Genomic DNA, 25,181 nt, shown 5'->3' on the forward strand with positions numbered 1-25,181 from the left:
CCGTTGGGAGCGTGGCGAGTGCGAAGTCATCCACGACGAGGAAGGAAGAACCGCCATGAGGAACGTAGAGCAGGGCCGCGACGACCGCGAACTTGCGCTGCCCCCGGCTGTGCAGGAAGCGCTCGGCGAGCTCGTGAACGCTGCGAAGGACGGGCTGCTGGCCCTGTCGGTCGGGGTCGGGCTCGGCGTGCTGGACACACTGATGGAAGAGGAGGTCACCGAGGTCGTCGGACCGAAGGGCCGACGTGACCCGGACCGTGTCGCGGTTCGTCACGGCCATGAAGCGGGCGAGGTCACGCTCGGCGGCCGGCGCGTCGGCGTGCAACGCCCGAGGGTGCGGGCCGCCGACGGCAGCGGCGAGATCCGTCTTCAGACCTATGCGCACTTCGCCGACCGCGACCCGCTCACCCGGGTCGTGCTCGAGCAGATGCTCGCCGGCGTCTCGACCCGGCGGTTCGCCAGGACCCGCGAGCCGGTCGGCGAGCACGTGACCGCGGCCGAGCGGTCGACCTCCAAGAGCGCGGTCAGCCGCGAGTTCGTCGGCCGCACGACCGAGCACCTGCGCGCCCTCATGAGCCGCGACCTCGGCGATGTCCGGCTGGCGGCGCTGATGCTCGACGGGATCGAGCTGAAAGGGCGCTGTTGCGTCGTCGCGCTGGGCGTCACGACCGACGGGGTGAAGGTCCCGCTCGGCCTCTGGGACGGCTCTACGGAGAACGCCACGGTCGCCCGCCATCTGCTCGCCGACTTGGTCGACCGCGGCCTCGATCTCGACCAGGGCGTCCTCGTCGTCCTCGACGGCGGCAAGGCGCTCCGATCGGCGGTCGACCAGGTCCTCGGCCCGGTCCCGGTGCAGCGGTGCATCCGTCACAAGGAGAGAAACGTCCTGGACCACCTCCCCGAGCAGGATCGCGACCTCGTCAAGCGCAGGTTGCGCACCGCTTGGAAGCAGTCGAACTACGAGCTCGCGCTCGACGGCCTCAACCGGCTCGCCGACGAGCTCACGCGGTCGCATCCCGGGGCGGCCACGTCGCTGCGGGAGGGCCTCCCGGAGACGCTGACCCTGCAGCGGCTCGGCTGCCACGAACAGCTGCGCCGCACGCTCGCCAGCACGAACCCGATCGAGTCGATGATCGAGTTCGTCCGGCGCACCTCGAGGAACGTGAAGCGCTGGCAGTCGGGCGACATGTGCCTCAGATGGACCGCCGCCGGCATGCTCGAAGCCGAGCAGCAGTTCCGCAAGATCATCGGCGTCGACCACCTCGCCAACCTCACCCTCGCCGTCGAACGAGACCTCGCCGAACGCCGCGCGACAGCCACGCCACCGACCCCGTCCACCACGACCCCCGAGCCGGCCGCTACGCTCGCACACGCTCACTGATCACCGGACCGCCACCGAGAAGTTCCACGGCGAACGGGACATCCTCGAGGGATTGGGCTCCTGCCGGAGCACGCCCAAGGCCGAGCCCCGGGCACCGTGCTCCCCCGATACCGCTACACCGCGATGCACGACCTGCTCCGCGGCGACGCCCTCCTCGGCGATCGGCCTCCCGGCGCCGACGACAACGAGGCCACGCGCAAGCTAAAGCGCAAATGGGTCGGCGAGCAGCTCGCTGTGCTCGAAGCCAGGAACCTTGTGGTTCGCAGAGAGCGGCCGGGTCGCCGACCGCTGCTCACCGTTCTTCGAGATAACGGCTCAGGGGAGGCGCTCGACGATCCCGACGGCACTCGGGGAAACGAGTACGTCACGATTCTCGGCGGCGTTCTGGCCAAAGGAACGATTCGGGAATGGGGCGCTCCGGAGATCTGCGCGTACCTAGCCGCGATGATCGCCGAACGTCAGCACGACGTCTCCGGGGTCACGTCGGTAGAAGTGGTGTAGGAGGACACCGGGTCCGGACGTAGTCCGACCACCGTGGTGTCCATGCTCGTCGGTCCCTTCCACAGGATCGATGAATGGAGCACCACGATGGCCGAGGACCGGATGATGACCCCTGCCGATGTCGTTGCGCGAGCGATGAGCGGCGAGCACGGAGATCTGTTGCGCGACGCGGTCGCGCTGGTCGTGCGTGAGTTGATGGAGGCCGAGGTCGCGCAGCTGACCGGGGCGGGCCGCGGTGAGCGGTCCGAGGACCGCGTCGCGAATCTCAACGGGTACCGCCAGCGGGCGTGGGACACCCGGGTGGGGAGCATCGAGCTGGCGATCCCCAGGACGCGGTCCGGGCCGTCGTACTTCCCGAGCTTCCTGGAGCCTCGGAGCCGGTGTGAGCAGGCGATCGTGAGCGTGGTGATGGAGGCCTACGTCAACGGCGTCAGCACCCGCAAGGTCGATCGGCTGGTGGAGCAGCTGGGGATCGGGGCGATGAGCAAGGACCGCGTCAGCCGGCTCTGTCGTGATCTGGACGAGCTGGTGGCCGAGTTCCGTGAGCGCGAGCTCACGGACGCCTATCCGTACCTGTGGCTGGATGCCAAGCACGTCAAGGTCCGCGAGCGCGGCCGGGTTGTCTCGAAGGCGCTGGTGGTCGCCTACGCGGTCAATCAGGACGGGGTGCGGGAGGTGATCGGCCTGGATATCGGCCAGGTCGAGTCGGGCCCGTTCTGGGTGGCGTTCCTGCGCTCGCTGAAAGCCCGTGGGCTGCACGGGGTGCAGCTCGCGATCAGCGACCACCACGAAGGCCTGAAGGCGGCGATCGCGCAGGTCCTGGACGCGCCGTGGCAGCGCTGCACCGTGCACTTCGTCCGCAACATGCACGGCCACTGCCGCCGCAACGAGCGCGGCCTGATCAGCGCTGGCCTGCGCGAGGTCTTCCAGGCCGCCGACGGCACCGAGGCGCGCCGCCGCGTCGGCGAACTGCTCGATCGCCTCGCACCGGTCGCTCCGAAGGTCTGCGAGCTGCTCGATGCTGCCGAAGAGGACCTCCTGGCGTTCTACGCGTTCCCGAAAGCGCACTGGAGCAAGCTGCGCTCGACCAACCCGCTGGAACGGGTCAACAAGGAGATCGGCAGGCGTTCGGATGTCGTCGGGATCTTCCCCAACGACGCGTCCGCGATCCGGCTCTGCGGCGCCGTCCTGATCGAGCAGAACGACGAGTGGCTGACCTGCCGGCGCTACCTCTCCGAAGAGTCGATGGCGGTCGTCCTGGCGGGCCCCATCGAGGACGCCGACGAGGTCCACGACCTGGAGGTCGCGAGCCTTGCGGCCTGACCCCCTCCGCTGGAGGCTGCACGCGTTGGGGGTCTCGCCTCGGCTCGCCCTCCGGGCTCACCTCAGCGACACCCCCAACGCGATCCGAGAGGAGAAGAGCCCCCTCCACACGGCCTGACACGCCGCGATGTACCCGACGAGCGAGCTACACCACAACACGCGACTTGACTGTCTCCGGCCCGCTCCGCGGCGACCGGCGAGTCCACGGCTCCGGGAAGTGGTTCAGGCCACTCGCATGGTTCGCCGACGACGCCAACTTCTACTTGCCAGTCGAGCGGCGTAGGTTCGAGTTTTCCGTCTCGACGCTCCGTCGCGGACTCGATCGCCTCGGAGAAGCGGACCTCGTCAGGTGTACGAGCATCACCCGAAATCCGAGGACCGGCGAAGTGCTGTCTGGCCCCAGGAACCTCTACCAGAACAGGTTCGACACGCTGAACGATGCCGCCGGCGCAATGCCGCTCAGCGAGTACTTGAAGGCTATCTCGGAGGACGTCGAATGATCAACGCGGCGCACGCCTACCAGGGAGGACAAACGCGCAAACGACTCTCGAACCAGGGTCGCCGCCAGCCCAAGTCCGGCGGAGTGGAGTGGCCTTCGCTTGATCGTTGCCAGCGGCGGTTCTGTTCGTGGCACACGAGTCGTCGGCCCGGGAACTCAGGATTTCAGAGCCTTAGTCCTCGCGTATGCGTGAGAGCACGGCAGCGCTTTTGCCTTTGCCGCGAGTTCCGTCAGAGGGTTCCAAGCGGACATGCGACCACGAAGTCGCGCAGGGACCGTCCTCGCGACAACTCTTCCTGGAGCGACTCCCACAACGGGAAGCTCCCGAGGATCGCGCCGCAGACCACGCATCCATTGCTGAGGTGCGCGCCGCGGTGCCGGCTGCGGCGGACCTTGATGGGGCCGATTCGAACGGTGGCCAGGTCATCGGGTTGGAGCACCTGAGCCAGCGCGGCGGAGACGTCGTCGAACTCTCGGAATACGTGTCCGCGTGACGTCGGAGCCAACACACCCACGATCCCTCTGGTGAGCTGGCCACAGCGGTAGCACCGCTCCGGGATCGCGACGAGCTGGATCGTGTTCGGCTCCATGTCAATACTAGGGCGCAGCACCCGGATCTCGCCCCTCACGGCCCGAGATCCGGCCCGGCGTCGAGCGACGGTGCAACGTCCCGCGCCGGCGTTGACGGCTCCACGTGCTCGAGATCGACTGCGGCATCAGGCTCGACACCGAGGGACTGGCGGAGGAGCGCGTTGCGGACCCCGGATTCTTCGAGCCCGGCGTGCACCTCAGTCGCGTTGGCCCGCCAGCCGTCAACGAGCTCGCGCTGTCGCTCGATCGCGACGCGCAGCTCTGCCCGAGCCGAGACCTTCCGTCGTGGTGTGGCGTCAAGCGCGGCCTCCAACGCACCTTGCTGAAGCTCCGCGTCGCGTAGCCGTGCCGCCACACGCTCCGCTTCGACGGACGCGCGAAGGATCTCACGCTCGCTGTTGCGCAGCTCCGCAAACGTGCTCGGCGCAGCTTCCCGCGACTCGATCTGCCTGTCGCCGAGCGCATCGATCGCGAGGTCCTTCTGCCGGCTAGAGGCCAGGGCCTCGACGACGTCCTCGAGCAGCGGATCCGGTGTCGGTTCCAGCCCGGGCAGCGTCTCTTCCGGACGCCCGGCCGAGACCGCGTAGTAGCGGGCCTCGTCGCGGTGGCGAGACAACGCTGTGTAGCCCCACTCGCGGTAGAGGTCGTCGGAGCCAAGGACGAAAGCCTTGTCGACCGTCGCCCCCTGGGCGGCGTGAGCGGTCATCGCGTAACCGTGCTCGAGATGGCCGGCGTCCAGGTACCGCGAGCTGAGCGTGACGGAGTCGCCGCTGATCGTCTCGACGGTCACGGTGCGGTGCTCAGGGTCCACAGCGGTGACCTCGCCGCGCGTCCCGTTCACGATGTGGAGACGCCGGTCGTTCCGCCTCGCGAGGACAAGGTCGCCGGTCGCGAACTGTCGGCCGTCGGCCGTGACCTCGTCGGCTCCGAGGCGGCGGTCCTCGTGCATGAGCTCGCGTGCGCGTTCGTTGAGGTCGGCGACGTCGGAGCGGCGGTGGGCGATCATGATCGCGTCGGTCCGCGGCTCACGTGCGGCGACCCACCAGTCGCCGACAAGGGACGAGCGAGCACCCTCGGCTGTCGGGTGGGAGAAGATGCGGCCGCGCTGTCGGTACTCGCGCGCCCACTCGTCAACGCGACCGTGGCGGAGGTGGTCGAGCGCTTCGCGGTCCCACTCGTTTCGCTGACGCATGACGGTCCGGAGCTCGAGCGCGCCGATGCGCTTGGCGATGCCGCGGAACGCTCCTCCCGCGTCGATCTCGGGGAGTTGGTGGTCGTCGCCGACGAGGACGAGCTTGGTGCCCGCGCGCTCGGCGGCGCCGGCCAAGCGGTCGAGATGTCGGGAGCCGACCATGCCCGCTTCATCGACGACGAGCACGCCGTCCTTCGGGATCCCGGTACCGCGGGTCAGCTGTCGCTCGAGGCTTGCCACGGTGTCGCTGCGGATCCCGGACTGGGACTGCAACTCGACGGCTGCGCGAGCCGAGAGAGCGCACCCGATGACCGTCACGTCGCTCGCTTCCCACGCCTCCCGGGCGGCGTCGAGCGCGAAGGTCTTGCCGGTGCCGGCGGCTGCCCGTAGGACCTGGACTCCGTCGCCTGAGCGGGTGAGGCTGCGGATCACCACGGCCTGCTCGTGCGTCACGCTTGGCCGCTCGCGCAGTGACTGCTCGACGTCATCTCGCTGAGCGATCGCGACCTGCTCGCCGACTCGTCGACGACAGCTCTCGATGAGCCGCCGCTCGGTCTCAAGCATTTCCTTGGTGGAGAACCGCCGTCCCCCGTAGCCTGCCTCGCGACCCGGGAGACCGACAACGTCGGGCGTCTTGAGCCACGCGTCGGCCAGCCTCTCGATCTGGTCGACAGGCGCGCCGGAACGGTGACCCGCTGCCCAGTCGCGGATGACGTCGCGTCGGTCGAACGTGCTCGCCTGCTGGGTGATGCCGTGGGCTGCGCTCATGCGTTCTGCGGCGGCCGCGAGGTCCTGGTCGGGGGGACCGTCCAGCTCGTGGCCGACGAGGCGACTGATCGCCTGGCGGTCGAACCCAAACTCGGCGGCACGCGCTCGCCAGCTGTCGTGGAGGTGGGTGGGGGACACGGCGTAGTCCTTCCGCTTCCGCGACTCGAGGGCGGCGATCTCGCGCGCCTTGCGGCTGCTGCGGCCGACCTGGTTGAGGTGCTCCTCGAGCTCGAAGCTCCGGCGCGAGAAGTGCCGGAGCACCTCCTGCGGAACGCCGGAGATCTCCGCCATCCCGTTGTGGACCTCGAGCCACTGGACGCCCAGCTCGCGGGTCAGTCCGTCGCGCAGGGCGGCTTGGTAGAGGTAGCCCGCGGTCCGTGCGTGGGCGTACAGACGGCGTCCGTCGAGAGCGGACCACCGGCCGTCGGCGTGGCCCGTATTCGCGACTACGGCATGGGTGTGAAGCTGCGGGTCACCGGCCCGGGAGGAGCGGTGACGGAAGGCGGCGGCGACGACTCCGGAGGCCGGGAGGACATGGCGTCCGCGTGGGCCACGGCGGACGAAGGCTGCCTCCCGTTCGAGGTAGCCGAGAGCTTCCCGGACGGCGTGGTCGTGCACTTCTCGGGCGGCTCGGGAGACCTCGGGATCGCCGATGCCGTAGAGCAGGGAGACCGACTTCGGGGCGCTGAAGGTGAGGTCATAGCCGGTGACGCTGACGTTCGCCTTGGCGGAGCGCAGCTCACGGTCGCGGTGCTGTCCGCTGATGACGGCGGTGAAGTCGTCGGGCTTTACGTCACCGCTGAGGCCGAGTTCTGCGGCGCCCTTGCCGGTCCATTCGCCGGGCGTCTCGCCCTTGCCGGAGTAGTAGTCCTCCTGGCCCTGGGCGACGTTGTCGAGGTAGTACTGCTCCTTGCCGGCGGCGAGCTTTCCGATGGACAACACACCATCTACCTCGCGCCAGAACGCTCCGACTACCCCCCGGATGCACCTTGGTGCAACTGTGTGCCGGTGCTTGTCGTCCCTGAGGGGCGCGACGAGCTGCCGGGTCGGCGTCAGTGCTGGGCGGTGCTGCGGAGGGTCGTGCGGGCGCGTGCGAGGTGGCGGTCGACCGTGCGTCGGGTGGCGCCGGTCGCGGTTGCGATCTCGTCATAGCTGTGGCCCGAGATCAGGAGGGAGAGGTAGGTGCGCTGACGGTCGGGGAGGTCGGCAAGCGAGCGGAGAGCGTCGCGGGCGCGCATCCGGAGGTCGGTGTCGATCGGGTCGTGGCGCAGCTCGTCGTCCTCCGCGAGGAGGTCCGCGCGAAGGTCGCGGCGCTCGCGTCGCGCGAGGTCCCATGCCTCGTGGATCGCGACCTGCTTGAGCCAGGCGAAGACGGTCTCGCGCCTGGGCTGGCAGCGCAGGAGCTGCGTCCAGGCGTGGGAGCAGGCGTCCTCGATCACGGAGTCGGGGGCGATGACGCACGCGCGGATGGCGCGGAGCAGGCGGTAGCTGAGGTCGCGGTACAGCTGCGCCTCGTCGCCCTGCTGCGGCGGGATGCCATGAGCGGTCATCGCTCCGGCTCCCGCGTGGCTCGCGCGGCCTCGTAGAACGCGATGAGGTCGCGCATCTGCTGGACCGCCACGTGGCCGTGCTCGCCGGCGGCGGTGAGGAGGTCGAGGACCTCGGGGGTGGTGCAGGTCGCGCGGCGGGTGAAGTAGTCGCCGAGGAGCTGGGCGAACGCGCGGTCGGTCTCGTCGGCGGCGAGCCGTTCGGCGGGGTCGGGGTAGTCGAGCGGGGTCATGCGGCCGCCTGCTTGGGGGTGACCCACTCGGGGGCGTCGGGGTAGATGCGGCGGAGGTCCATCGGGACGAGGCCGCTGAGCTCGGTCTGGGCGAGGTAGTCCATGACGACGCCGCGGAGCTCCTCGACGTCGGGCAGGTCGGCCTCGACGAGGTAGGCCTGTCCCTCGCCCTGGGTGGCGGGGAGGTCGTTGAGGCGGAAGCCGCGCTGGCCGCGGAGCGCCTGGAGGACGCGTTCCTCGCCGGCGGCCGTGGTGTACGCGGCGACCTGCACTGAGGTGAGCGGGCTCATGCCTTGCGCTCCTTCCAGGCGGCCGTGCTGCCGTGGCCTTCGAGCTCGTGGTCGCGCACGCGCGCCGCGCCTCCGCGGGTCTGCATGTCGCGCTGGACGTTGTGGATCTCCCGGGTGCGGTCCGACCTGGAGTCGGGGGTGCGGGCCTTGAGCTGTCCGATCAGCCGGGAGGCTTCGGCCTTGGTCTTGGGGGGGCGTGAAGCTCACGCCTTTGCTGGTGGCCAGCTGGCGCAGGTAGCGCTGCTGCTTTGGGGTTGGGGGCGGCCCGTCCTTCTGGCCTGCCGCTGGGTGGTGGTTGGTCATGGCCGCTGGCACGCGCCCGAGCCGACGGGTGTCAAGCCCCGGTCCGACAGGACTCGCCGAAGGCGACTCCGCGGGGCTTGACACCCATAGGCGGAGGGTGCTCGCCTGAAGGACAGGACCGACCGCCACCCAGCTGCCGGCACTCCACGTCCTTCCTCGAGCCCCGAACTACCTCAAACCGTTGTTTTGATTCGGTTCTCGGTACCTTCGAGAGATGGGAGCGGAGACCCTGAGGTCCACGACGTACGCCGGGAGCTATGTCCACGGTCTCGACGGAAGCGAGCGCGCGCAGCTCACCTGCACCACGTCTGGGGCTGGCGGGGCCACCACCGGGATCGTCCTGGCGTCAGGTCCTCGCGCGATCCTTGACTGGGAGACGACCGCCGACAGGGCGACCATCGCGGCCGCGGTTCTCGGCCACTGGCTCGGCCGCCCGCCGTGCCAGGCCGACCTCCACGAGTTCCTCGACGAGGTCGCCGGAGACTGGGTCGCCGGCCAGCCGTGGCAGCTGACCGGCGAGCAGCTCGAGCAGGCCGGCTTCCAGCCCTGACCGCGTCAGCTACGCGGCGACCAGGGGCCCGGCCGGCGGGTCGCCGACGCAGTCCTCGATGCGCTTGGCGATCTGATCGACCCAAGCCGCGCAGCGCTCCACGATCTCCATCGGCGTGCGCTCGCTCCAGGAGGTGAGGTAGGGGATGGAGTAGTCGCTGGTGTCCAGCCCGATCGACCCGCACACGGTGTAGGCGACGGACTCGACGACGAGCTCTTCCTGGGAGTAGGTGAGCTCGACCTCACCCTTTTCGATGGACCAGCGCATCAGCGCGTGCCCGAGCTCGTGCACCATCGTCTTGACCTGGTGGTTCACCGAGTTGGCCTCGTTGAGCGAGATCACCCGGAGCTCCGGCATGAAGCACCCGCCGGTCCCGTCAGGCATCCGCTCGATCACCACGCCGCAGCCCAGCTCGCCAGCCAGCGCGCACAGCCGCGGGAACGCCCAGCCAAGCGAGTCACCCTCGGGCTCGACGATCGGCGGGTCCAGCGGCACCGGCTCCGCCGGCGGCGGGAGCGGCACGACCTGGGAGCGGTCGAACACCGGCCCCAGCCGGAACCGCACCCGCGGCTTCTCAGCGGCCGGCGCCCCGGCCTCCATCCACTCCTTCAGTTGCGCCTTCGAGGGCGGCATCGGGACCCACACGCGGATCGCGTGCTCACCCTTCGCTACGCAGTACCCCAGCCGCAGCCACGCGCGGAACCCCGCCACCCGTGAGGCCTGCGGCATCTGCAACGCGATCAGCAGCTGGTTGCTCAGCGAGTACCGGTGGAAGTGCCGGCGCAACCCCAGCCACCGCTGCCAGCCCTCGGTCGAACGCAGCGCCTCGACCGCCTCCTGCGCCCGCTTGCGGTCCGCCTCGCGGCGCGCCTGGCGCTCCTCCTCCGTCTCGCTGGACAGTCGCTTCTTCGTGCTCGTCGACATCCGACGCCTCCGATGGATCTCGGTGGCCCCGCCCGGTGCGGGACCGATCCCCAACGACCAGGCACGGCAGGGATGCCGTGCCACCCTCTCGGGGGTCTCGGTCCCGCACCGTGCACGCTTGGGGACTTGCAGACGGGTCGTCGCTCGTCAGAAGCGATCTACCGCTGGCTGTGCTTGGCGACTCGCTCGCGAGTCCTGACCGAGCGGCGCGGCGCGCCCGCGGACCCGGCGAGCACGATGTGCCCGACTCCGGATCCGGCGACCGAGATAACTGCCTGGCCGGTGCAGCGGGTGGGTCGCACGGCGAGGCCTTGAGTTCTTCGGTCAGCCAGGACCCGCCGCCCGTCATCCGCGTTCCCTAACTCCGCGAGCAGGACATCTAGATCGAACTCTCGCGCAGGCCGAACCGACCGTGAAGCCGGCGTAGAAGTCGCGGTGCCGCCCACGCGCGCTCACCCAGTACGCCCATGAGCGCCGGAAGCAACAGGGCCCGGACGACGGTGGCGTCGATGAGCACGGCGAACGCGGTGCCGATCCCCACCTCCTTGATGAAGACCACCTCTGAGGTGGCGAACGCACCGATCGCGACACAGAACAACACTGCAGCGGCGGTGACCAACGGCCCTGTTGTTCCCATCCCGGCCACGACGGCTTCTCGGCTCGGCATCCCGCTGTCGCGCGCCTCCTTGATGCGGCCCAGGACGAACACGCCGTAGTCCGTCGACAACGCGAAGACGAGGACGAACAGCAGCACCATCTGTGAGGCGTCCAGCGCGCCTTGGCTGGTGTACGCGAGGGTGCCTTCGAGGCGGCCGTCCTGGAAGATGAGCACGAGCACGCCGAAGGCTGCCGAGATGGTGAGGAGGTTCATCGCGAGTGCGCAAAGCGGCAGCAGAACGCTCCCACACATCAGGAACAGCAGCGCGACCGTGGTCACGCCGACAATGCCTAGAGCGACGGGGAGTGCCGCGTTCAGCGCAGCGCGGCTGTCGCGATAGCGCGCCGCTTCGCCCGTGATCTGTGCTGGTAGCCCTGTCAGTGCCTGGCGTGCTCCGTCGACCAGGCGCTGGCTTGGCTCGGCCAGTGGCGGACCGGTCGAGTAGACATCGATACGTGTAAGACCGTTCCCGACGCGCACGGGCTCACTCACAGCCGCGGCGTTCTCCACGCCGAAAAGGCGTTCTCGAGCTTCCGCGGCAACGAAGCGGTCGGTCGAACGGAGGGCGACGATCAGGGGGGCGGTCCGGTCGCCCGGGAACGACTCTGCGACGCGGTCGGCAACCTGGCGCGAGCTCGCGCTCTCGGGCAGCACGGTCGCATCGAAGCCGGTGAAGCGCACGTCGGCGAAGGGCAAACCGACGACGACCAGGGCGAGCCCCGTCACGACGGCGACGACGCCAGGCCGGCGCATGACACGGGCGCCGATGCGAGCGGAGTAGCTGCGCTCGGGGCGTCGCGGGCTGCGCCGAAGCGAGAGGGCGTCGATCCGCGGTCCGAGCAGCAGAAGGGCCGGCGGCAGGGCCAACAGCGCAGCGGCGCCGGCGACGAGAGCCACGAGAGCCCCGCCGACGGCCATGCTCATCAGGAAGCGCTGCGGAAAGACCGACAGCGCGAGTGCCACGGTCAGCGACGAGAACATGACGGTTCGCCCGGCGGTCGCGAGTGTGCGTGTCAAAGCCAGGTGCCCGTACCCGTGCTCTGCGGCTTCCTCCCGGTACCGGGCGATGATGAACAGGGAGTAGTCGATCGCCAGCCCGAGACCGAGGGCGGTGATGAGGTTCAAGGCGAAGACGCTGAGGTCGGTGATCTGCACCGCAAGGCGCAACGCCAGGAGCGTGCCCAGCACCGACAGCACGGCTACGAGCAGCGGCAGGAGCGCCGCGACAAGACCGCGGAAGACGAAGAGGAGGAGGAGGAACAGCAACGGGAAGGCCAGCAGTTCGGCCTTGCGCAGGTCCTCGCTGACCTGGTCCCTGATCTGTGCCGTGGTGAGGACGGGGCCGCCCACGCTGACGCCGGAGAGCCCGCGGAACTCCTCCGAGACGCGAACGGAGACGTCTTGGGCGGTCTGTGTCTCCATTGGCCGCAGGTAGCCGAGAATCACCGACGACCGCCCGTCTGGCGTCCGTAGGCGCCTGCCTTGCGGCTGGCGCGGTGAGACGGTCGTCGCGATTTCCGGGATTGCCGCCAGGCGCTTCTGCGTGTCGAGGACTCGCTGGTCAAGGGTACGCGCCGCCTCGACCAGCACGACGATGTCGGCCTCCGGACTGCGCCCGGCCGCTGCCACCAGGGCCTCGCGAGAAAGCGCGCTCTCGCTGCCCCGATCCTCGAAGTTGTCCCGGCCAGTCTTCAACAGGCCGGCCACCGGACCGCCGAGGACCAGCGCGACCACCGCAAAGATTGTTGTCAGCGTCAGCGTCAGACGCGGGTGCCGCAGGACCAGCGTGCTCACGCTCAGGTACTCGCTGCTGCCGGAGTCGACGTCGACCCCGCCGGGCGCGATGCGACGGAGCACCCACGAATCGCTCCGACCTTGCGGTTCATGCGATGTCGGACGACGTGCTGGAACAGCAGACGCCGCAGGCCCGAAAGGTTGTCGCCGTGGTCCCGGTAGAAGGCGTCGGGATCCTCGAACGTGCCGAAGTCCTGGTTGATGCCCGTCGTCTGGATGGCGGTGTCGGTGCCCCGCCACGAGATCGGCGGGTTGGCGAAGTCGTCGGTTCCTACGCCGTAGCCCAAGAATGCGCCCCCGCGGGTGCGCACGCTGGTCCGCAAGCCGTTCAGGTACTCGAGATCGAGGATCACACCTTCCAGGCCGACCCATCCGTCGCCTGACCGAACCTCTGCCCAGCTGTGGAGGATGTTGTCCGGCGCCAAGCGGTACGGGAGCCCGGTCACGACGCCCTTCTGCAGGCGCTTGTGAATGGTGGCGCCATGGAACCGGCATGCGATCCCGGTCCCACGCAACAGTGCCATGAGCAGCGTGGTCTTCGTGTTGCATTGCCCGTACCCGTCAGTGAGCACCGCCGAGGCCGGGATCGCGTCTGAGGCGTTGTAGCCGAAGCTGATCTCGTCGCGCACGAAGCCGTAGATCGCGCCGATGCGCTCGTACTCGGGCAGATCACGCCAGCCGTGACGGTCGATCAACGTCTGGAGGGTCGGGTGGTCGAAGTCGAGCAGCGGCGTCGACGAAAGGTCACTAGCGGGCATGACCATGACGGTAGGTCGGCCAGGCCCGTTTGGCTTGAACGATGCTGCTGTCTTCGGTCAGGAGGGCCAGTGCTCGCTCGCAACGCTCATTCGCAGCAGCGCTGACGGCGGGAGTCCGAACGACTGCCGGAAGACACGACTGAGGTGGGCGGAGTCTGAGAACCCCGCGCCGATCGCGGCCTCGGTCAGGTTGGCGCCTGCACTGACTGCTTGCACGGCGAGGCGCAGCCGCACCCAGAGCACGTACCGGCGGAAGGGCATCCCGACCTCGCTGGAGAAGAGATGCGTCAGGCGCGAGGCAGACAAACACGCAGCCTTGGCAGCCTCCTCGAGCCGGGGTCGTCCCACGACCGCGCCGTCGAGGTAGCCCAGCGCGGCCAGGACGGGCTCAGAAAGCACAGAGGTCGGCGGCCCCTGGCCGACAAGTCGCGCGAGGAGGCGTTGCCCCGTCACGTCGACCGGCTCGGTCTCGTCGAGGTGCAGGTCCTCGAAGAGGTCCGACAGATCTTGGCCTGCAAGCTTCTTCGCCTGCTCCTCGACCCCGGCCCCGCGCGCCCGGTGAGGCTCGATCAGCGCGAGCGCCATACGCTCGGCGTCGCAGTCGAAACTGTGCCGCACACCACTGGGGACCAGCGCGGACCGCGCGCTGACGACATCGCCGGCGAGGTCAAGCACGAAGGGTCCGTCGAAGGAGCAGACGAGCTGGACGGCATGATGAGCGTGGGCCTGCGCTGAGCCGCCCGGGCCCAGGTACAGAACAAGACCAGGGCTCACGTAGAGGGAGGTTGTCCCGTAGCTCGTAGAACTTTGTAGGCGGCGGTTCTCCCGCCTCGTCCGCTCCCGTTGGGAGCGTGACGGGTGCTTGAAGTCCATCCGAGACAGGAGAACCGCCGTGAGGAACGTAGAGCAGGACCCCGACGGCCGCGAGCTCGCGCTGCCGCCCGCTGTGCAGGAGGCGCTCGGAGAGCTCGTCAATGCCGCCAAGGACGGGCTGCTGGCGTTGAGCGTCGGCGTCGGGCTCGGCGTGCTGGACACGCTGATGGAAGAAGAGGTCACCGAGGTCGTCGGCCCGAAAGGCCGACGCGACCCGGACCGCGTCGCGGTGCGCCACGGCCACGAACCGGGCGAGGTCACCTTGGGCGGCCGGCGTGTCGGCGTGCAACGCCCGCGGGTGCGGGCCGCTGACGGCAGCGGCGAGATCCGCCTTCAGACCTACGCGCACTTCGCCGACCGTGACCCACTCACCCGGGTCGTGCTCGAGCAGATGCTCGCCGGCGTCTCCACGCGACGGTTCGCGCGCACCCGGGAGCCGGTCGGCGAGCACGTGACCGCGGCCGAGCGGTCGACCTCCAAGAGCGCGGTCAGCCGCGAGTTCGTCGGGCGCACGACCGAGCACCTGCGCGCGCTCATGTCGCGCGACCTGGGCGACGTGCGGTTGGCGGCGCTGATGCTCGACGGGATCGAGCTCAAAGGCCGCTGCTGCGTCGTCGCCCTCGGGGTCACGACCGATGGGGTGAAGGTCCCGCTCGGCCTCTGGGACGGCAGCACCGAGAACCAGACGGTCGCCCGGCACCTCCTCGCCGACCTCGTCGACCGTGGCCTGGACCTCGACCAGGGCGTCCTGGTCGTCCTGGACGGCGGAAAGGCGCTGCGCGCGGCGGTCGACCAGGTCCTCGGCCCGGTCCCCGTCCAGCGATGCATCCGCCACAAGGAGAGGAACGTCCTGGACCACCTCCCCGAGGCCGATCGCGACCTCGTCAAGCGCAGGTTGCGCACCGCCTGGAAGCAGTCCAACTACGAGCTCGCGCTCGACGGCCTCAACCGGCTCGCCGACGAACTCGCCCACTCCCATCCCGGAGCCGCGGCGTCGCTGCGCGAAGGCCTCCCCGAGACGCTCACACTGCAGCGCCTCGGCTGCCCCGAGCAACTCCGCCGCACCCTCGCCTCGACGAACCCGATCGAGTCGATGATCGAGTTCGTCCGCCGCACCTCCAGGAACGTGAAGCGCTGGCAGTCCGGCGACATGTGCCTCAGATGGACCGCCGCCGGCATGCTCGAAGCCGAACAGCAGTTCCGGAAAATCATCGGCGTCGACCACCTCGCCACACTCACGATCGCCGTCGAGCGCGACCTCGCCGCCCGACGCTCCGCAACCGCCTCGCCGACCATGTCCACCACGACCCCCGAGCCGGCCGCTACGCTCGCACCCGCTCACTGATCACCGAACCGCCGCCGAGAAGTTCCACGGCGACCGGGACATCCTCCGTAGAGGCGGCCGTTCCACTTGACGGTTGGCGGCGCGTGTGGCGCTCGAGTCATTTCGCAGCGACCGAAGCCGGTCCCTGGACGGACAGAGTGGGGAGTGAACTCAAGACGTAGCTTGGGCCGGGCTAGCCATACGCAGCACCCTACGCGCAGGCATCGACCCGGACACCCACCTCTGGAGCACGTAGACGAGGAAGAGTCCGGGCGCGAGTGTCGTCATGGGTCAGTCCTCCGCTTCGGCCGCGGGGATGCGGACCACCCCGCCCTTCGGGAAGACGACGTCGAGCAGGCGGCCGTCGTAGACGACACCGACGTGTGCGTCGGTCCCGAGCGCGATCAGCCGTTCGCGAGCGTCGGCATCGAAGCGCAGCTCGTCGCGGTCGTTGTCGCCGCTCACTCCGACGACGTCTTCGCCGGAGGCAATCGGCTCGGTCGCGTCGAGGGCGATCCAGCACTCCTTCCCCGCGGGACCGTCCTGCGTGCGGACCGCGGCGCGGCCGGTCTCGGCACGCGCGGCGTCCTCGGTGACGCACAGTGCCCGGGGACTGGCTCGGGCCCAGTCAAGGATGGTGAGGCGGTCCGAGCGCAGATCGCGGTCGGGAGCATCGCCGCCGCAACCGGCCAGCAACACGAGTCCGACGAGCGCGGCGAAGGTAGGAGCAGAACGCATACGAGCCAGAACGATACACACCAACGGACATTGGTACATTTCTGCCATGAGCGAACGCTGCGACCTGCTGTGCCTCGATCTCGAACTCGCCGAGCGCCTGCGTCAGACACTGCCTGCGGTGGAGGAGCTCGGGGCGATGGTGGAGCAGGTCCGCGCGTTGGCCGACCCCACCCGCCTCGGCCTGGCACTGGCGCTGCGTGACGGCGGTGAGCTCTGCGTCTGCGACCTCGCGTGGGTGAGCGGCCGACAGGAGCGACTGGTCTCCCATCACGTGCGCCAGCTTCGCGCCGGAGGGCTGGCGACCTCGCGAAAGGAGGGACGCATGGTCCTCTACTCGCTCACTCCTCGCGGGAGCGAGCTGCTCACGGTCGTGGCCTCGATGACGAGCGTGCACGCGGGTCCGAGTGACCGAGAGGCGCGGCTCACTGCACCACGAGATCGGTGAACAGCACGCGCTCGACCTTCACGTCGGTCTGAGCATTGACCGCCGCGCGGAGCCTGCGCTGGATCGTCGCGCGTCCTCGTGCGGTAGCAAGGGTCGTGGCGGGCTTGCCGGTCAGCGTCTCCGTGACGATCGCCCGCACAGCGGCCTCCTGCTCGAGGGCTCCGAACCCCGGAGGGGGCTTGACGGGAGCGCCCTTGGCTGCGGCTTGGGGCGCACTGCTGAACCCGTGCTTCAGCACCAAGCCCACAAAGAGCCTCGCGTACTTCCCGTCCTGCATCGTCAGGAGGAACTCGCGCGGCAGCACGTAGACCTCGCCCTCGACCTTGGACGGCGGGCCTGCTTCGGCGGGCTTGGCGAGCACGAACTTGTAGGCGCCGACGGCAAGGAGGAGCAGGAGCGGCAGAGCGATCTTCACGACCTTCACGGTGTTTGGATGATCGGCGGCCGGCCCCCGCACAGCAATGGAGGTGGACGCATCTCCTAGACTGCGTAGTAGGTGACGGATGGATCTCGCGAAATCGAGCGGGCCTGGGAGTTGGACCGCTCAGGCGGAACTCGGCCTGCGCCGTGGGAGTCCTACGGCTGGCTCCTCGACGCCGCCCACCGTCTCGAGCAGGACGAGATCAGCATCCTCGTCTCCAGCTACCGGGTCTTCCACCGCATCGGCCAGGGCCTCGGGTCGGCGGAGGCACGCGCCCTCTTCGAGGTGCCGCACCGCTACGCCTTCGGCGGGGTCGTGGTCCACGGTGTCTCCTGGCGTGGGGGCTGGCGGGTGCGCGGGCCCGTCTTGGTGGTCGGGGGCGACACGGCGAGGCTGACCGCCGTGGAGGACGCAGGCGCCCCGGCGGTCGCGGTCGTCACCGACGACCCTGCCGCGCTCGGGCTGTGGCGGTACGTCTACGAACCGCTGTCGCTAGGCGCGGCCCGCACGCCCGTGGAGCCGCCAACCGAGGCGCTCTCCGATCTTGCGGCAGCCGCTCTCCGGGCGGCGACGGACGCGGTGAACCCGCGGCGCGCGGTGCTCGAGCCGGCGCAGGTACGAACCTTGGCGGGGGCGCTTGTCGCTCTGCGCAACGAGGAGTTCCCAGTCCCCCCTCGGGATCTTGCGACGTTTCTGCTCAGCCTCGGGTGGAGCGCGCGTCTAGCGCTGCAAGGCGCCGAGATCGGGCACCGGGTGTGGAGCGGCCAGACGCCCCGGCACGATGTTTGGCGCTTCGGGCGCGACTCCGCCGTTCGATGACGCCGCCACGAGACAGACGTTCTCCTATGCTGCGTAGTACATGACGATCAGGACGGAATGCAGCTCGTGATCGGGATCGGTCTCGGCATCCTCGTATATGTCGCGCTCGCCACGTTCGTGCTGTGGCTGCGCCGGCGCGGGACCGACGACGGATCGGTCAGCTTCGCCGCAGTGATCGCGACGTGGCTGACCTATCTCGTGCACGCGGACACCGTCGTCGCTGCCGCCTTCCTCGATCCCTGGCGCATTCCGGTGAACGACCAGGTCGCACTGGGGGCGGGCGTGCTGGTCGGCCTGGTCGGGATCGTCCTCTTCGTCGTCTCCACCCGAACGCTTTTGGCCGGCGCGGAGATCGAGAACCTCCGTCCGTGGCGGCTGGTCACCGGCGGCCCCTACCGCCGCTCGCGCCATCCCCAGGACCAGGCGTGGGTCCTGCTGCTGCTCGCCGTCGCGCTCGTCGGCCGCTCCGCCCTCGCAGTGCTCGTCGTGCTCATCTTCTTCTGGTTCCTCTCCCGGCTGTGGGTGCACGAGGAGCAGCAGCTCGCGGCGTGGTTCGAAGACGATTGGACGCGCTACCGCGCCGACACTCCGAGCTTCGCGTTCCCGACCCGGATAGCGCGCTTGCTCCCCGTCACGCTGTCGAGTCGATGAGGACACGCCGGCTCACTCAGCTGCGGACTTCGGCCGTCGGGCTCGCGGCGGCCCTTGTCCTCGGTGCCTGCGGAACGGAGACGCCGACGGGGGGCGGTGCGATCCGAGGCGGCGGGAAGGCCGCCTTCGAGCGGCACCTTGGGCAGCTGCGCGGCTCACCAGTCGTGGTCAACCAGTGGGCCTCCTGGTGCACTCCGTGCCGGCAGGAGTTCCCGTACTTCCGCGAGCAGGCCAACGCGCTGGAGGGCAAGGTCGCCTTCGTCGGCGTCAACTCGATGGACAGCACCGACGACGCGGCCGACTTCCTGGAGGAGAGCCCGCTGCCGTTCCCGCAGTTCGCGGATCCCGACGCCGACATCGCACGCACGTTCCGCGGCGGCCGGGCCTGGCCCACGACGGCGTACTACGACGCTCGGGGCGAGCTGGTGTTCACCCACCAGGGCGCCTATCGGAGCGAGGAGGACCTGGCTGCCGACATCCAGCGCTACGCGGTGGACGGTGGTTGAGTCTCCGAGCATCGCCTTGGCGTTCGTGGCCGGCCTGGCGTCCTTCCTCTCCCCGTGCTGCCTGCCGCTCGTACCGGGCTACCTTGCCGCCGTCTGCGGTCAGGGCCCCGAAGACCGCCGCCCGACGCGCGCCGCAGTGCTCAACAGCCTGCTCTTCATCGCGACGTTCTCGTTCGTCTTCATCGCCTTCGGGCTGAGTGCAACCGCCCTGGGCGGATTCCTGTTCGACAACCAGCCACTGCTCAACAAGCTGGGCGGCGGCGCCATGGTGCTCATGGGCCTCTTCTTCATGGCTGCGCCGTTCGTCACCCGGATCAATCGTCAGTGGCACGTCGACGGGCTCGCGACGCGCGCGGGCAGCGGCGGCCCGATTGTCGCGGGAGCCGCCTTCGCGATCGCCTGGACGCCGTGCGTCGGGCCGACACTGGGGGCCATCCTCGGTCTCGCGGCGACGACCAGCGGCACGGCCGACGGCGCCGGGCTCCTCGCGGTCTACTCTGCCGGCCTCGGCGTGCCGTTCCTCCTGTCGACCCTCGCCTACGAGCGTCTGTCGAAGACCTTCGCCTGGTTCGCCCGGCACCACCGTGAGGTCCAGTTGCTCTCCGGATTTGCGCTCGCGGCTATGGGCGTGCTGGTGTTCACCGGTGAGCTGTTCCGCTTGAACATCGAGATCCAGCAGGCGCTCGACGCGCTCGGGCTCAACTTCTGGAACAGCATCTGAGCGATCAGCGTTCGGCCTGCAGGCGGCGGATGTCCGCCGCGATGCCGGGGCCGCGAGCGTCGGCGAGTGTGTACCCGACGCGTTGGAAGCCCCGGCGGTCGATCAGGACGAGGCGGGCGTGGTGCTCGGTCTCGTCCGTCTGCGGCTGCACGAAGAACCCCTCGTAGACGGGCGCAAGCCGCTCGAGATCTCCCAGCACGAAACGTGCGCGACCGAGCATCCGCTGCTCCAGCAGGAACCGCCGGGCGCGTTCGGGCGTGTCGGTTCGGGGGTCGGCGGAGATGGCGAGCGTCGGGATGTCCTGCCCGAGCTCGTCGAGTGACCGGCGGACCAGCTGCAACTGCGGGCCGCAGCTCTCCTCGCACGTGGAGTAGACGAAGGTCGCGAGGACCACCTGTCCGCGGAACCCGGACATGGTCACGGTCGCACCGCGCTCATCGGTCAGCCGGAAGTCTGGAGCGCGGACCCCCGCGGGGAGCAGCGCGCCGCTGAACGGGCTTCGTGGCGCCATGGGCGCGCCGGAGTCATCGCGCAGCAGGAGCAGCGTCACGAACATGACGGCGACCACGACGCACAGGCCGTAGAGGACCAGACGCAGGCGCGCCATCACTCACCGCCGGTCGCGCGGCGCACGGCGTCGCGCAGGAACGCGTCGTCGATCTGGCCGCGGCTGACCGCGACGACCCTGCCGCGCGGATCGATGACGAACGTCTCGGGCAGGTTGCGGGTGCCGAACTCCGCGGCCAGCTTCGTGTCGACGTCCCGGATCACCGGGAAGGTCAGGCCGAGCCGCTTGATGAAGCCGCGGGAGTCCGCGATCGCGTCCTGGTACGACGCGGCGAGCACGGTGCCTTGACCGGTGGAGGTCAACTGCCGGTGGATGCGCTGCAGGGCGGGCGCCTCGACCTCGCACGGGGCGCACCAGGATGCCCAGAAGTTCAGGACGACGACCTTGCCGCGGTAGTCCTCCAGGGCAGACGTGCCGGCGCCTTCGAGGCGGGGCGACTGCAGCGATGCGCCGGGCGCGGTCGGTCGCTCACCACGTTGGACCGCGTCGTCGAGGGTGGTGTTCGGTGACTGCAGCACGAGCCCGTAGGCGAGCAGGCCGACGAAGGCGACGACGAGCATCGGCCAGATGACGGGCGCGAGCCGCCGTCGAGATGTTCGTGTCGCTTGCACGTCAGGCACCGGGCTTCGTACTACGCAGTGTAGTGCATACTTCGCGCGTGCTCCTCGGCCGCGCCCTGCTGATCCTCGGACTGCTGGCTGCACTTGTCGGGGTGGCGGCGGCCGTCCGCGCGCACCAGACCGACGACACCAGGCTGCTGCAGGTGACGCGGCGGCTCGTCCTGGCGGTCACCTCGCTGGCGCTGCTCGCGATGCTGCTCCTCGAGGTCGCCTACGTCCGCGATGACTTCTCCTACGCGCTGGTCGCCGGGAACTCGAGCGCGACCACGCCGCTCTACTACAAGCTCACCGCCGTCTGGTCGACGCAGGCGGGCTCGCTGCTGCTGTGGCTGTGCGTGCTCTCGGTGATGAGCGCGTTCGTCGTCCGGGGTGCGGCGGTCGCCCATCGTCACCTCGAGCCGATCGTCCTCGGCGTCCTGCTCACGGTGTGCGCGTTCTTCCTGTTCCTGATGGTCACCTACGCCAGTCCCTTCGAGGCGAGCCCGCAGGGCACCACGGTCGGCGCCGGCCTGCAGCCGCTGCTGCGCTACCCCCTGATGGCGCTGCACCCGATCGCGCTCTATATCGGGTACGCAGGTGCCACGGTGCCGTTCGCCTTCGCCGTCGCGGCTCTTGTGACCGGCCGACTTGGCTCCAGCTGGCTGGTGGCGGTCCGCCGCTACGCCATGGTCGCCTGGGCGTTCCTGGCCGCCGGGCTGGTGCTCGGGTCCCGCTGGTCGTACGCCGAGCTGGGGTGGGGCGGCTTCTGGGGCTGGGATCCGGTCGAGAACGCGGCCCTGCTGCCCTGGCTCACGGCGACGGCGTTCATCCACAGCTCCGTGATCCAGGAGCGCCGCGGCATGCTGAAGGTGTGGAACGTCTCGCTCGTCGCGGCGACGTTCGTCCTCTCGTTGGTGGGGACGTTCCTCGTCCGCTCGGGCATCCTGGACTCCATCCACGCCTTCGGCGCCTCGACGCTCGGCGTGCCGTTCCTCGTCCTGATCGCGGTCGTGATGGGCGCGTCGGTCTGGCTGATCGCCTGGCGACGGCCGCTGCTGCGCAGCGACCACCGACTCGACGGGCTGCTGTCGCGGGAGATGGTGTTCCTGCTCAACAACGTGCTGCTCGTCGGTCTGGCGTTCGTCGTCTTCTGGGGGACGTTCTTCCCGCTGATCAGCGAGGCCGTCACGGGGACGAAGTCCGCGCTGGGGCCGCCGTGGTTCGAGATCTACACCGCGCCGCTGGGGATCGGGCTCGTCCTGCTGCTGGCGGTCGGCCCGAGTCTGGCTTGGCGGGCGACCGCCTGGCGGCTCTGGATGCGCACCTTGCGCGTTCCGGTGGCTCTCGGCCTCGCCGTAGGAGCGGTCGGCATCGCTGCCGGCGTGCGCACGCCCAGCACCGTTGTCGTGGTCCTTGGCGCGTTCGTGGTGCTCGCAACCAGCGCACAGGAGCTCTGGCGCGCTGCGAGGGCGCGCTCCGCGACGTCCGGGGCACGCCTGCCCAGCGCGGCCGCTGCGGTGGTCTCGCGCAACCGCCGCCGCTTCGGTGGCTACCTGACGCACGTGGGGTTCGTCGTGATGCTCGCCGGCGTCGCCGTGGCGGGCGCATCCTCGTCGGGAAAGGACGTGACGATGCGCCCGGGGGACAGCGTCAGCGTCGCGGGCTACCGCGTCCACTACGAGCGCCCTGTCGCAGAGGTGCGCAGCGAGAAGATCACCTTCGGGGCCCGGCTCGGCGTCTGGGAGAACGGACGAAGGCTGACGACGCTCTCCCCGGCCCGCGAGTACTACCCGTCGCTGGACAGCTCGAAGGGCACGTTCGGTCGCTTCTTCGACGGTGAGGCCACGAGCGAGATCGGGATCCGCGCATCGCTCGGACGCGACCTCTGGGTTGCTGCGTCTCCGGACCTCCAGACGCTCCGCTCGCCGATCGACGAGGCCAACCGTCGTTTCGCCACGGTCCCTCCGACCGCGCAGGCGCTGATCATCGCCGCCATCGCCGAGCGGTACGTCGTGCGAGCGCCCGCGGTGACCTTCCGGGTCATCGTGCGCTCGGGCGTCTCGTGGATCTGGATCGGCGCGGGCCTGATGGGAGCCGGCGCGGCCCTGGCGCTCCGGCGTCCGCGTCGGGGGCGCTTCCTCCCCGGCCGGCGGCGTCAGGTGGTCTCGCGGTAGGCCAGCAGCCGGAGGGCGTTGCCGACCACCAGCAGCGTCGAGCCCTCGTGGACGAACACCGCCGGTCCGATCCCGAGGCCCAGGAGCGTCGCCGGGATCAGGATCGCGACGATGCCGAGGCTCACGATCAGGTTCTGCCGAATGATCGCGTTGGTGGTCCGGCCGAGTCCTACGGCAAACGGGAGGCGGCGCAGGTCGTCGCCCATGAGGGCGATGTCGGCGGTCTCCAGCGCCACGTCGGACCCGGCTGCGCCCATCGCGATTCCCACCGTCGCGGAGGCGAGCGCGGGTGCGTCGTTGACGCCGTCACCCACCATGCCGACGGTCCCCTGCGCACGGAGCGCTGTGATCTCGGTGACCTTGTCGGCCGGCATGAGGTCGCCCCGCGCATCGTCGAGGCCGACCTCGCCGGCAATCGCGTTCGCGACGCGCTGGTTGTCGCCGCTGAGCATCACCATGCGCCGGACGCCCAGCTGTCGGAGATCATGGACGACCTCGGCGACACCGGCCCGCGCGGTGTCCATCACGCCGATGACCCCGAGGTACTCGTCACCGTGGCGCACCACCATCGTCGTGCGCCCCGCAGTCTCGAGCGTCTCGACGGCCGCGACGATCGTGGTCGGCGGCGCCGCCCCGTCGATCTCGGCGAAGAGTGCGAGCTTGCCGACGTGGATGGTCTGATCGTCGAGGGATGCACGGACCCCGCGGCCGATGATGCTCTGCAGCTCGGTGGCGGTCGCGGGCTCCTCGGCCAGGCGCGGGACGCCGTCCCGCACGATGGCCCTGGCGAGCGGGTGGTCGCTCAGCCGTTCGACCGCGACCGCGGCGCGCAGAAGCCGAGCCTCAGGAATGCCGTCACCCGCGACCACGTCCGTGAGCCGCGGCTTGCCCTCGGTGACCGTCCCGGTCTTGTCGAACGCGATCGACTGGAGCTGGCCGAGATCCTCGAGGGGTCCGCCGCCCTTCACCAGCACGCCGCTGCGCCCGGCGCGGGCGACGGCGGAGAGGACGGCGCTGGGCGTGGCGATCGCCAGCGCGCAGGGACTCGCGGCGACGAGCACGGCCATGGCGCGGTAGAAGGAGTCGCCGAAGTCCTCGCCGGTGAAGACCGGGGAGACCGTCAGGCCGAGGACGAACAGGATCACCGCCGGCACGAAGTACCGCTCGAACCGGTTGGTGAACTGCTGGGTGGGTGACTGCCCCGTCTCGGCCTCGCTCACCAGCTGGACCACGCGGGCCAGCGTGTTGTCCGCGGCGCGGCGCGTCACGTAGATGTCCAGGGCCCCGGTGCCGTTGATGGTCCCCGCAAAGACCCGGTTCGACGCGTCGAGGCTGTCCGATGCCTGCGCAGCATGGGTCCGGTCCTCGACCGGCTGCTTGTCGACCGGCACGCTCTCTCCGGTGATCGGCGCCTGGTCGACGCTGCTCGTCCCGTCGAGTACGAAGCCGTCCGCCGGGATCCGGCTGTTCGGTCGCACGATCACCGTGTCCCCGACGGCCAGGGCCTCCACCGCGACCTCGAGCTCTGCACCGTCGCGGCGGACGAGCGCGGTCTTCGGCGCGAGCTCTGCGAGGGCCTCGATCGCCCGCTTGGCCCTGCCCATCGCGTAGTGCTCCAGGGAGTGGCCCAGGCTGAAGAGGAAGAGCAGCAGTCCGCCCTCGAAGAACTTGCCGAGCGCCGCCGCGCCCACCGCGGCGACGAGCATGAGGAAGTCGATTTCGAAGCGTCCTGCGCGGACGCTCTGGTACGCCTCGCGCAGCGTCAGCGATCCGCCGAAGACGTACGCGGCGAGGAACAGGACGGTCGGAACGGCTCCCTCGACGTCAGCGACGGTCTCCAGGATCCACCCGGTCAGGACCGCGGCGCCGGCGAGCAGCGAGAAGGCGATCTCGGTGCGGGCACCGAAGACGTCCAGCAGTCCGTCGTGGTCGTGGCCGTCGTGCTCGCCCCTCGGAGCACGGTCGGCTGCGTCGAGGATCGGCTCGGTTCCCAGGGTGGCGCTCACTCCCGGAGGCTAAACTACTACGCA

At 69.7% G+C, this 25,181-nt stretch carries 26 protein-coding genes; 12 read left to right on the forward strand and 14 right to left on the reverse strand.

What is annotated here, in order from left to right; genetic code table 11:
* Positions 1-55: 55 nt before the first annotated feature.
* The 4 genes from GKE82_RS18850 (at position 56) to GKE82_RS18865 (ending at position 3,705) form a co-directional block, all read left to right on the forward strand.
* Complete coding sequence (locus tag GKE82_RS18850) at positions 56-1,381, forward strand: IS256 family transposase (protein WP_154732000.1); 1,326 nt, start codon at positions 56-58, stop codon at positions 1,379-1,381.
* 123 nt (positions 1,382-1,504) lie between these two features.
* Entirely contained in the window at positions 1,505-1,882 is a 378-nt protein-coding gene (locus GKE82_RS18855) for a hypothetical protein (RefSeq protein ID WP_154734362.1), read from the forward strand.
* Positions 1,883-1,969: 87 nt separating this feature from the next.
* The gene (locus tag GKE82_RS18860) at positions 1,970-3,205 is read left to right on the forward strand and encodes an IS256 family transposase (RefSeq protein ID WP_154735015.1); all 1,236 of its coding nucleotides are present in this window, start codon (positions 1,970-1,972) and stop codon (positions 3,203-3,205) included.
* A gap of 164 nt (positions 3,206-3,369) precedes the next feature.
* Positions 3,370-3,705, forward strand: coding sequence for a hypothetical protein (locus GKE82_RS18865; protein ID WP_154734363.1), 336 nt, complete (start codon positions 3,370-3,372; stop codon positions 3,703-3,705).
* Positions 3,706-3,934: 229 nt separating this feature from the next.
* On the opposite strand, the gene GKE82_RS18870 is transcribed toward GKE82_RS18865, so the two are convergent.
* From GKE82_RS18870 to GKE82_RS18890, 5 genes are all read right to left on the reverse strand, one after another.
* Positions 3,935-4,294: a hypothetical protein gene (locus GKE82_RS18870; protein ID WP_154734364.1), complete on the reverse strand. Its 360-nt coding sequence runs from the start codon at positions 4,292-4,294 to the stop codon at positions 3,935-3,937.
* Between the two features lie 35 nt (positions 4,295-4,329).
* A complete protein-coding gene (mobF, locus tag GKE82_RS18875; RefSeq protein WP_154734365.1) occupies positions 4,330-7,197 on the reverse strand; it encodes a MobF family relaxase in 2,868 nt (955 codons plus the stop codon).
* A gap of 110 nt (positions 7,198-7,307) precedes the next feature.
* Positions 7,308-7,805, reverse strand: coding sequence for an RNA polymerase sigma factor (locus tag GKE82_RS18880; protein ID WP_154734366.1), 498 nt, complete (start codon positions 7,803-7,805; stop codon positions 7,308-7,310).
* Entirely contained in the window at positions 7,802-8,035 is a 234-nt protein-coding gene (locus tag GKE82_RS18885) for a hypothetical protein (protein ID WP_154734367.1), read from the reverse strand. Before GKE82_RS18885 ends, GKE82_RS18880 begins: the two co-directional genes overlap by 4 nt.
* Positions 8,032-8,325: a hypothetical protein gene (locus GKE82_RS18890; protein ID WP_154734368.1), complete on the reverse strand. Its 294-nt coding sequence runs from the start codon at positions 8,323-8,325 to the stop codon at positions 8,032-8,034. Before GKE82_RS18890 ends, GKE82_RS18885 begins: the two co-directional genes overlap by 4 nt.
* Positions 8,326-8,842: 517 nt before the next feature.
* Between GKE82_RS18890 and GKE82_RS18895 the strand changes: the two genes are divergently transcribed.
* Entirely contained in the window at positions 8,843-9,178 is a 336-nt protein-coding gene (locus GKE82_RS18895) for a hypothetical protein (protein WP_154734369.1), read from the forward strand.
* A 9-nt stretch (positions 9,179-9,187) separates the two neighbouring features.
* On the opposite strand, the gene GKE82_RS18900 is transcribed toward GKE82_RS18895, so the two are convergent.
* From GKE82_RS18900 to GKE82_RS30050, 4 genes are all read right to left on the reverse strand, one after another.
* Complete coding sequence (locus GKE82_RS18900) at positions 9,188-10,102, reverse strand: ArdC-like ssDNA-binding domain-containing protein (protein WP_154734370.1); 915 nt, start codon at positions 10,100-10,102, stop codon at positions 9,188-9,190.
* A 379-nt stretch (positions 10,103-10,481) separates the two neighbouring features.
* Entirely contained in the window at positions 10,482-12,617 is a 2,136-nt protein-coding gene (locus GKE82_RS18905; protein ID WP_196189317.1) for an MMPL family transporter, read from the reverse strand.
* Positions 12,557-13,318 (reverse strand): transglutaminase family protein, encoded by a 762-nt coding sequence (locus GKE82_RS18910; RefSeq protein ID WP_375337009.1) that lies wholly within the window; start codon positions 13,316-13,318, stop codon positions 12,557-12,559. The genes GKE82_RS18905 and GKE82_RS18910 overlap by 61 nt, the downstream gene beginning before the upstream one ends.
* 51 nt (positions 13,319-13,369) lie before the next feature.
* A complete protein-coding gene (locus GKE82_RS30050) occupies positions 13,370-13,987 on the reverse strand; it encodes a helix-turn-helix transcriptional regulator (protein WP_309233701.1) in 618 nt (205 codons plus the stop codon).
* Positions 13,988-14,204: 217 nt separating this feature from the next.
* Between GKE82_RS30050 and GKE82_RS18920 the strand changes: the two genes are divergently transcribed.
* Entirely contained in the window at positions 14,205-15,530 is a 1,326-nt protein-coding gene (locus tag GKE82_RS18920; RefSeq protein ID WP_196189050.1) for an IS256 family transposase, read from the forward strand.
* A gap of 270 nt (positions 15,531-15,800) precedes the next feature.
* Here GKE82_RS18920 and GKE82_RS18925 read toward each other — a convergent pair whose 3' ends face one another.
* The gene (locus tag GKE82_RS18925) at positions 15,801-16,295 is read right to left on the reverse strand and encodes a hypothetical protein (protein WP_154734374.1); all 495 of its coding nucleotides are present in this window, start codon (positions 16,293-16,295) and stop codon (positions 15,801-15,803) included.
* Between GKE82_RS18925 and GKE82_RS18930 the strand changes: the two genes are divergently transcribed.
* Positions 16,294-16,692, forward strand: a complete 399-nt coding sequence (locus tag GKE82_RS18930) for a metalloregulator ArsR/SmtB family transcription factor (RefSeq protein WP_154734375.1) — start codon at positions 16,294-16,296, stop codon at positions 16,690-16,692. The two genes, GKE82_RS18925 and GKE82_RS18930, sit on opposite strands and share 2 nt — an antisense overlap.
* Here the strand turns inward: GKE82_RS18930 and fliL are convergent.
* Positions 16,670-17,116, reverse strand: a complete 447-nt coding sequence (fliL, locus tag GKE82_RS18935) for a flagellar basal body-associated protein FliL (RefSeq protein ID WP_154734376.1) — start codon at positions 17,114-17,116, stop codon at positions 16,670-16,672. The genes GKE82_RS18930 and fliL overlap by 23 nt on opposite strands.
* 72 nt (positions 17,117-17,188) lie before the next feature.
* Between fliL and GKE82_RS18940 the strand changes: the two genes are divergently transcribed.
* Genes GKE82_RS18940 through GKE82_RS27310 form a run of 4 tightly spaced genes read left to right on the forward strand, consistent with a single transcriptional unit; the run spans position 17,189 to position 19,810 of the window.
* On the forward strand, positions 17,189-17,932 hold the full coding sequence (locus tag GKE82_RS18940; protein ID WP_154734377.1) for a hypothetical protein: 744 nt from the start codon (positions 17,189-17,191) through the stop codon (positions 17,930-17,932).
* A gap of 57 nt (positions 17,933-17,989) precedes the next feature.
* The gene (locus GKE82_RS18945) at positions 17,990-18,583 is read left to right on the forward strand and encodes an isoprenylcysteine carboxylmethyltransferase family protein (protein ID WP_154734378.1); all 594 of its coding nucleotides are present in this window, start codon (positions 17,990-17,992) and stop codon (positions 18,581-18,583) included.
* Complete coding sequence (locus GKE82_RS18950; RefSeq protein ID WP_154734379.1) at positions 18,580-19,089, forward strand: TlpA disulfide reductase family protein; 510 nt, start codon at positions 18,580-18,582, stop codon at positions 19,087-19,089. Before GKE82_RS18945 ends, GKE82_RS18950 begins: the two co-directional genes overlap by 4 nt.
* Positions 19,090-19,114: 25 nt before the next feature.
* Positions 19,115-19,810: a cytochrome c biogenesis CcdA family protein gene (locus GKE82_RS27310; protein WP_309233821.1), complete on the forward strand. Its 696-nt coding sequence runs from the start codon at positions 19,115-19,117 to the stop codon at positions 19,808-19,810.
* A gap of 4 nt (positions 19,811-19,814) precedes the next feature.
* On the opposite strand, the gene GKE82_RS18960 is transcribed toward GKE82_RS27310, so the two are convergent.
* Together GKE82_RS18960 and GKE82_RS18965 are read right to left on the reverse strand one after the other, a co-directional pair.
* The gene (locus GKE82_RS18960) at positions 19,815-20,417 is read right to left on the reverse strand and encodes an SCO family protein (RefSeq protein WP_154734381.1); all 603 of its coding nucleotides are present in this window, start codon (positions 20,415-20,417) and stop codon (positions 19,815-19,817) included.
* Positions 20,417-20,998: a TlpA disulfide reductase family protein gene (locus GKE82_RS18965; RefSeq protein ID WP_154734382.1), complete on the reverse strand. Its 582-nt coding sequence runs from the start codon at positions 20,996-20,998 to the stop codon at positions 20,417-20,419. Before GKE82_RS18965 ends, GKE82_RS18960 begins: the two co-directional genes overlap by 1 nt.
* Positions 20,999-21,036: 38 nt before the next feature.
* On the opposite strand from GKE82_RS18965, the gene GKE82_RS18970 reads away from it, so the two are divergent.
* Positions 21,037-23,151: a cytochrome c-type biogenesis CcmF C-terminal domain-containing protein gene (locus GKE82_RS18970; protein ID WP_196189320.1), complete on the forward strand. Its 2,115-nt coding sequence runs from the start codon at positions 21,037-21,039 to the stop codon at positions 23,149-23,151.
* Here the strand turns inward: GKE82_RS18970 and GKE82_RS18975 are convergent.
* The gene (locus tag GKE82_RS18975) at positions 23,133-25,157 is read right to left on the reverse strand and encodes a heavy metal translocating P-type ATPase (protein WP_309233702.1); all 2,025 of its coding nucleotides are present in this window, start codon (positions 25,155-25,157) and stop codon (positions 23,133-23,135) included. The genes GKE82_RS18970 and GKE82_RS18975 overlap by 19 nt on opposite strands.
* Between the last annotated feature and the right edge of the window lie 24 nt (positions 25,158-25,181).

Origin of the sequence: Conexibacter sp. W3-3-2 (assembly GCF_009707605.1) — a bacterium.
Lineage (GTDB): Bacteria > Actinomycetota > Thermoleophilia > Solirubrobacterales > Solirubrobacteraceae > Paraconexibacter > Paraconexibacter algicola.

Coding starts and splice junctions, on each gene's coding strand:
- GKE82_RS18850 (WP_154732000.1), top strand. CDS start 56: ATGAGGAACGTAGAGCAGGGCCGCGACGACCGCGAACTTGCGCTGCCC.
- GKE82_RS18855 (WP_154734362.1), top strand. CDS start 1,505: ATGCACGACCTGCTCCGCGGCGACGCCCTCCTCGGCGATCGGCCTCCC.
- GKE82_RS18860 (WP_154735015.1), top strand. CDS start 1,970: ATGGCCGAGGACCGGATGATGACCCCTGCCGATGTCGTTGCGCGAGCG.
- GKE82_RS18870 (WP_154734364.1), bottom strand. CDS start 4,294: ATGGAGCCGAACACGATCCAGCTCGTCGCGATCCCGGAGCGGTGCTAC.
- GKE82_RS18880 (WP_154734366.1), bottom strand. CDS start 7,805: ATGACCGCTCATGGCATCCCGCCGCAGCAGGGCGACGAGGCGCAGCTG.
- GKE82_RS18885 (WP_154734367.1), bottom strand. CDS start 8,035: ATGACCCCGCTCGACTACCCCGACCCCGCCGAACGGCTCGCCGCCGAC.
- GKE82_RS18890 (WP_154734368.1), bottom strand. CDS start 8,325: ATGAGCCCGCTCACCTCAGTGCAGGTCGCCGCGTACACCACGGCCGCC.
- GKE82_RS18895 (WP_154734369.1), top strand. CDS start 8,843: ATGGGAGCGGAGACCCTGAGGTCCACGACGTACGCCGGGAGCTATGTC.
- GKE82_RS18900 (WP_154734370.1), bottom strand. CDS start 10,102: ATGTCGACGAGCACGAAGAAGCGACTGTCCAGCGAGACGGAGGAGGAG.
- GKE82_RS18910 (WP_375337009.1), bottom strand. CDS start 13,318: ATGGTCATGCCCGCTAGTGACCTTTCGTCGACGCCGCTGCTCGACTTC.
- GKE82_RS18930 (WP_154734375.1), top strand. CDS start 16,294: ATGAGCGAACGCTGCGACCTGCTGTGCCTCGATCTCGAACTCGCCGAG.
- GKE82_RS18925 (WP_154734374.1), bottom strand. CDS start 16,295: ATGGCAGAAATGTACCAATGTCCGTTGGTGTGTATCGTTCTGGCTCGT.
- GKE82_RS18945 (WP_154734378.1), top strand. CDS start 17,990: ATGCAGCTCGTGATCGGGATCGGTCTCGGCATCCTCGTATATGTCGCG.
- GKE82_RS18950 (WP_154734379.1), top strand. CDS start 18,580: ATGAGGACACGCCGGCTCACTCAGCTGCGGACTTCGGCCGTCGGGCTC.
- GKE82_RS18960 (WP_154734381.1), bottom strand. CDS start 20,417: ATGGCGCGCCTGCGTCTGGTCCTCTACGGCCTGTGCGTCGTGGTCGCC.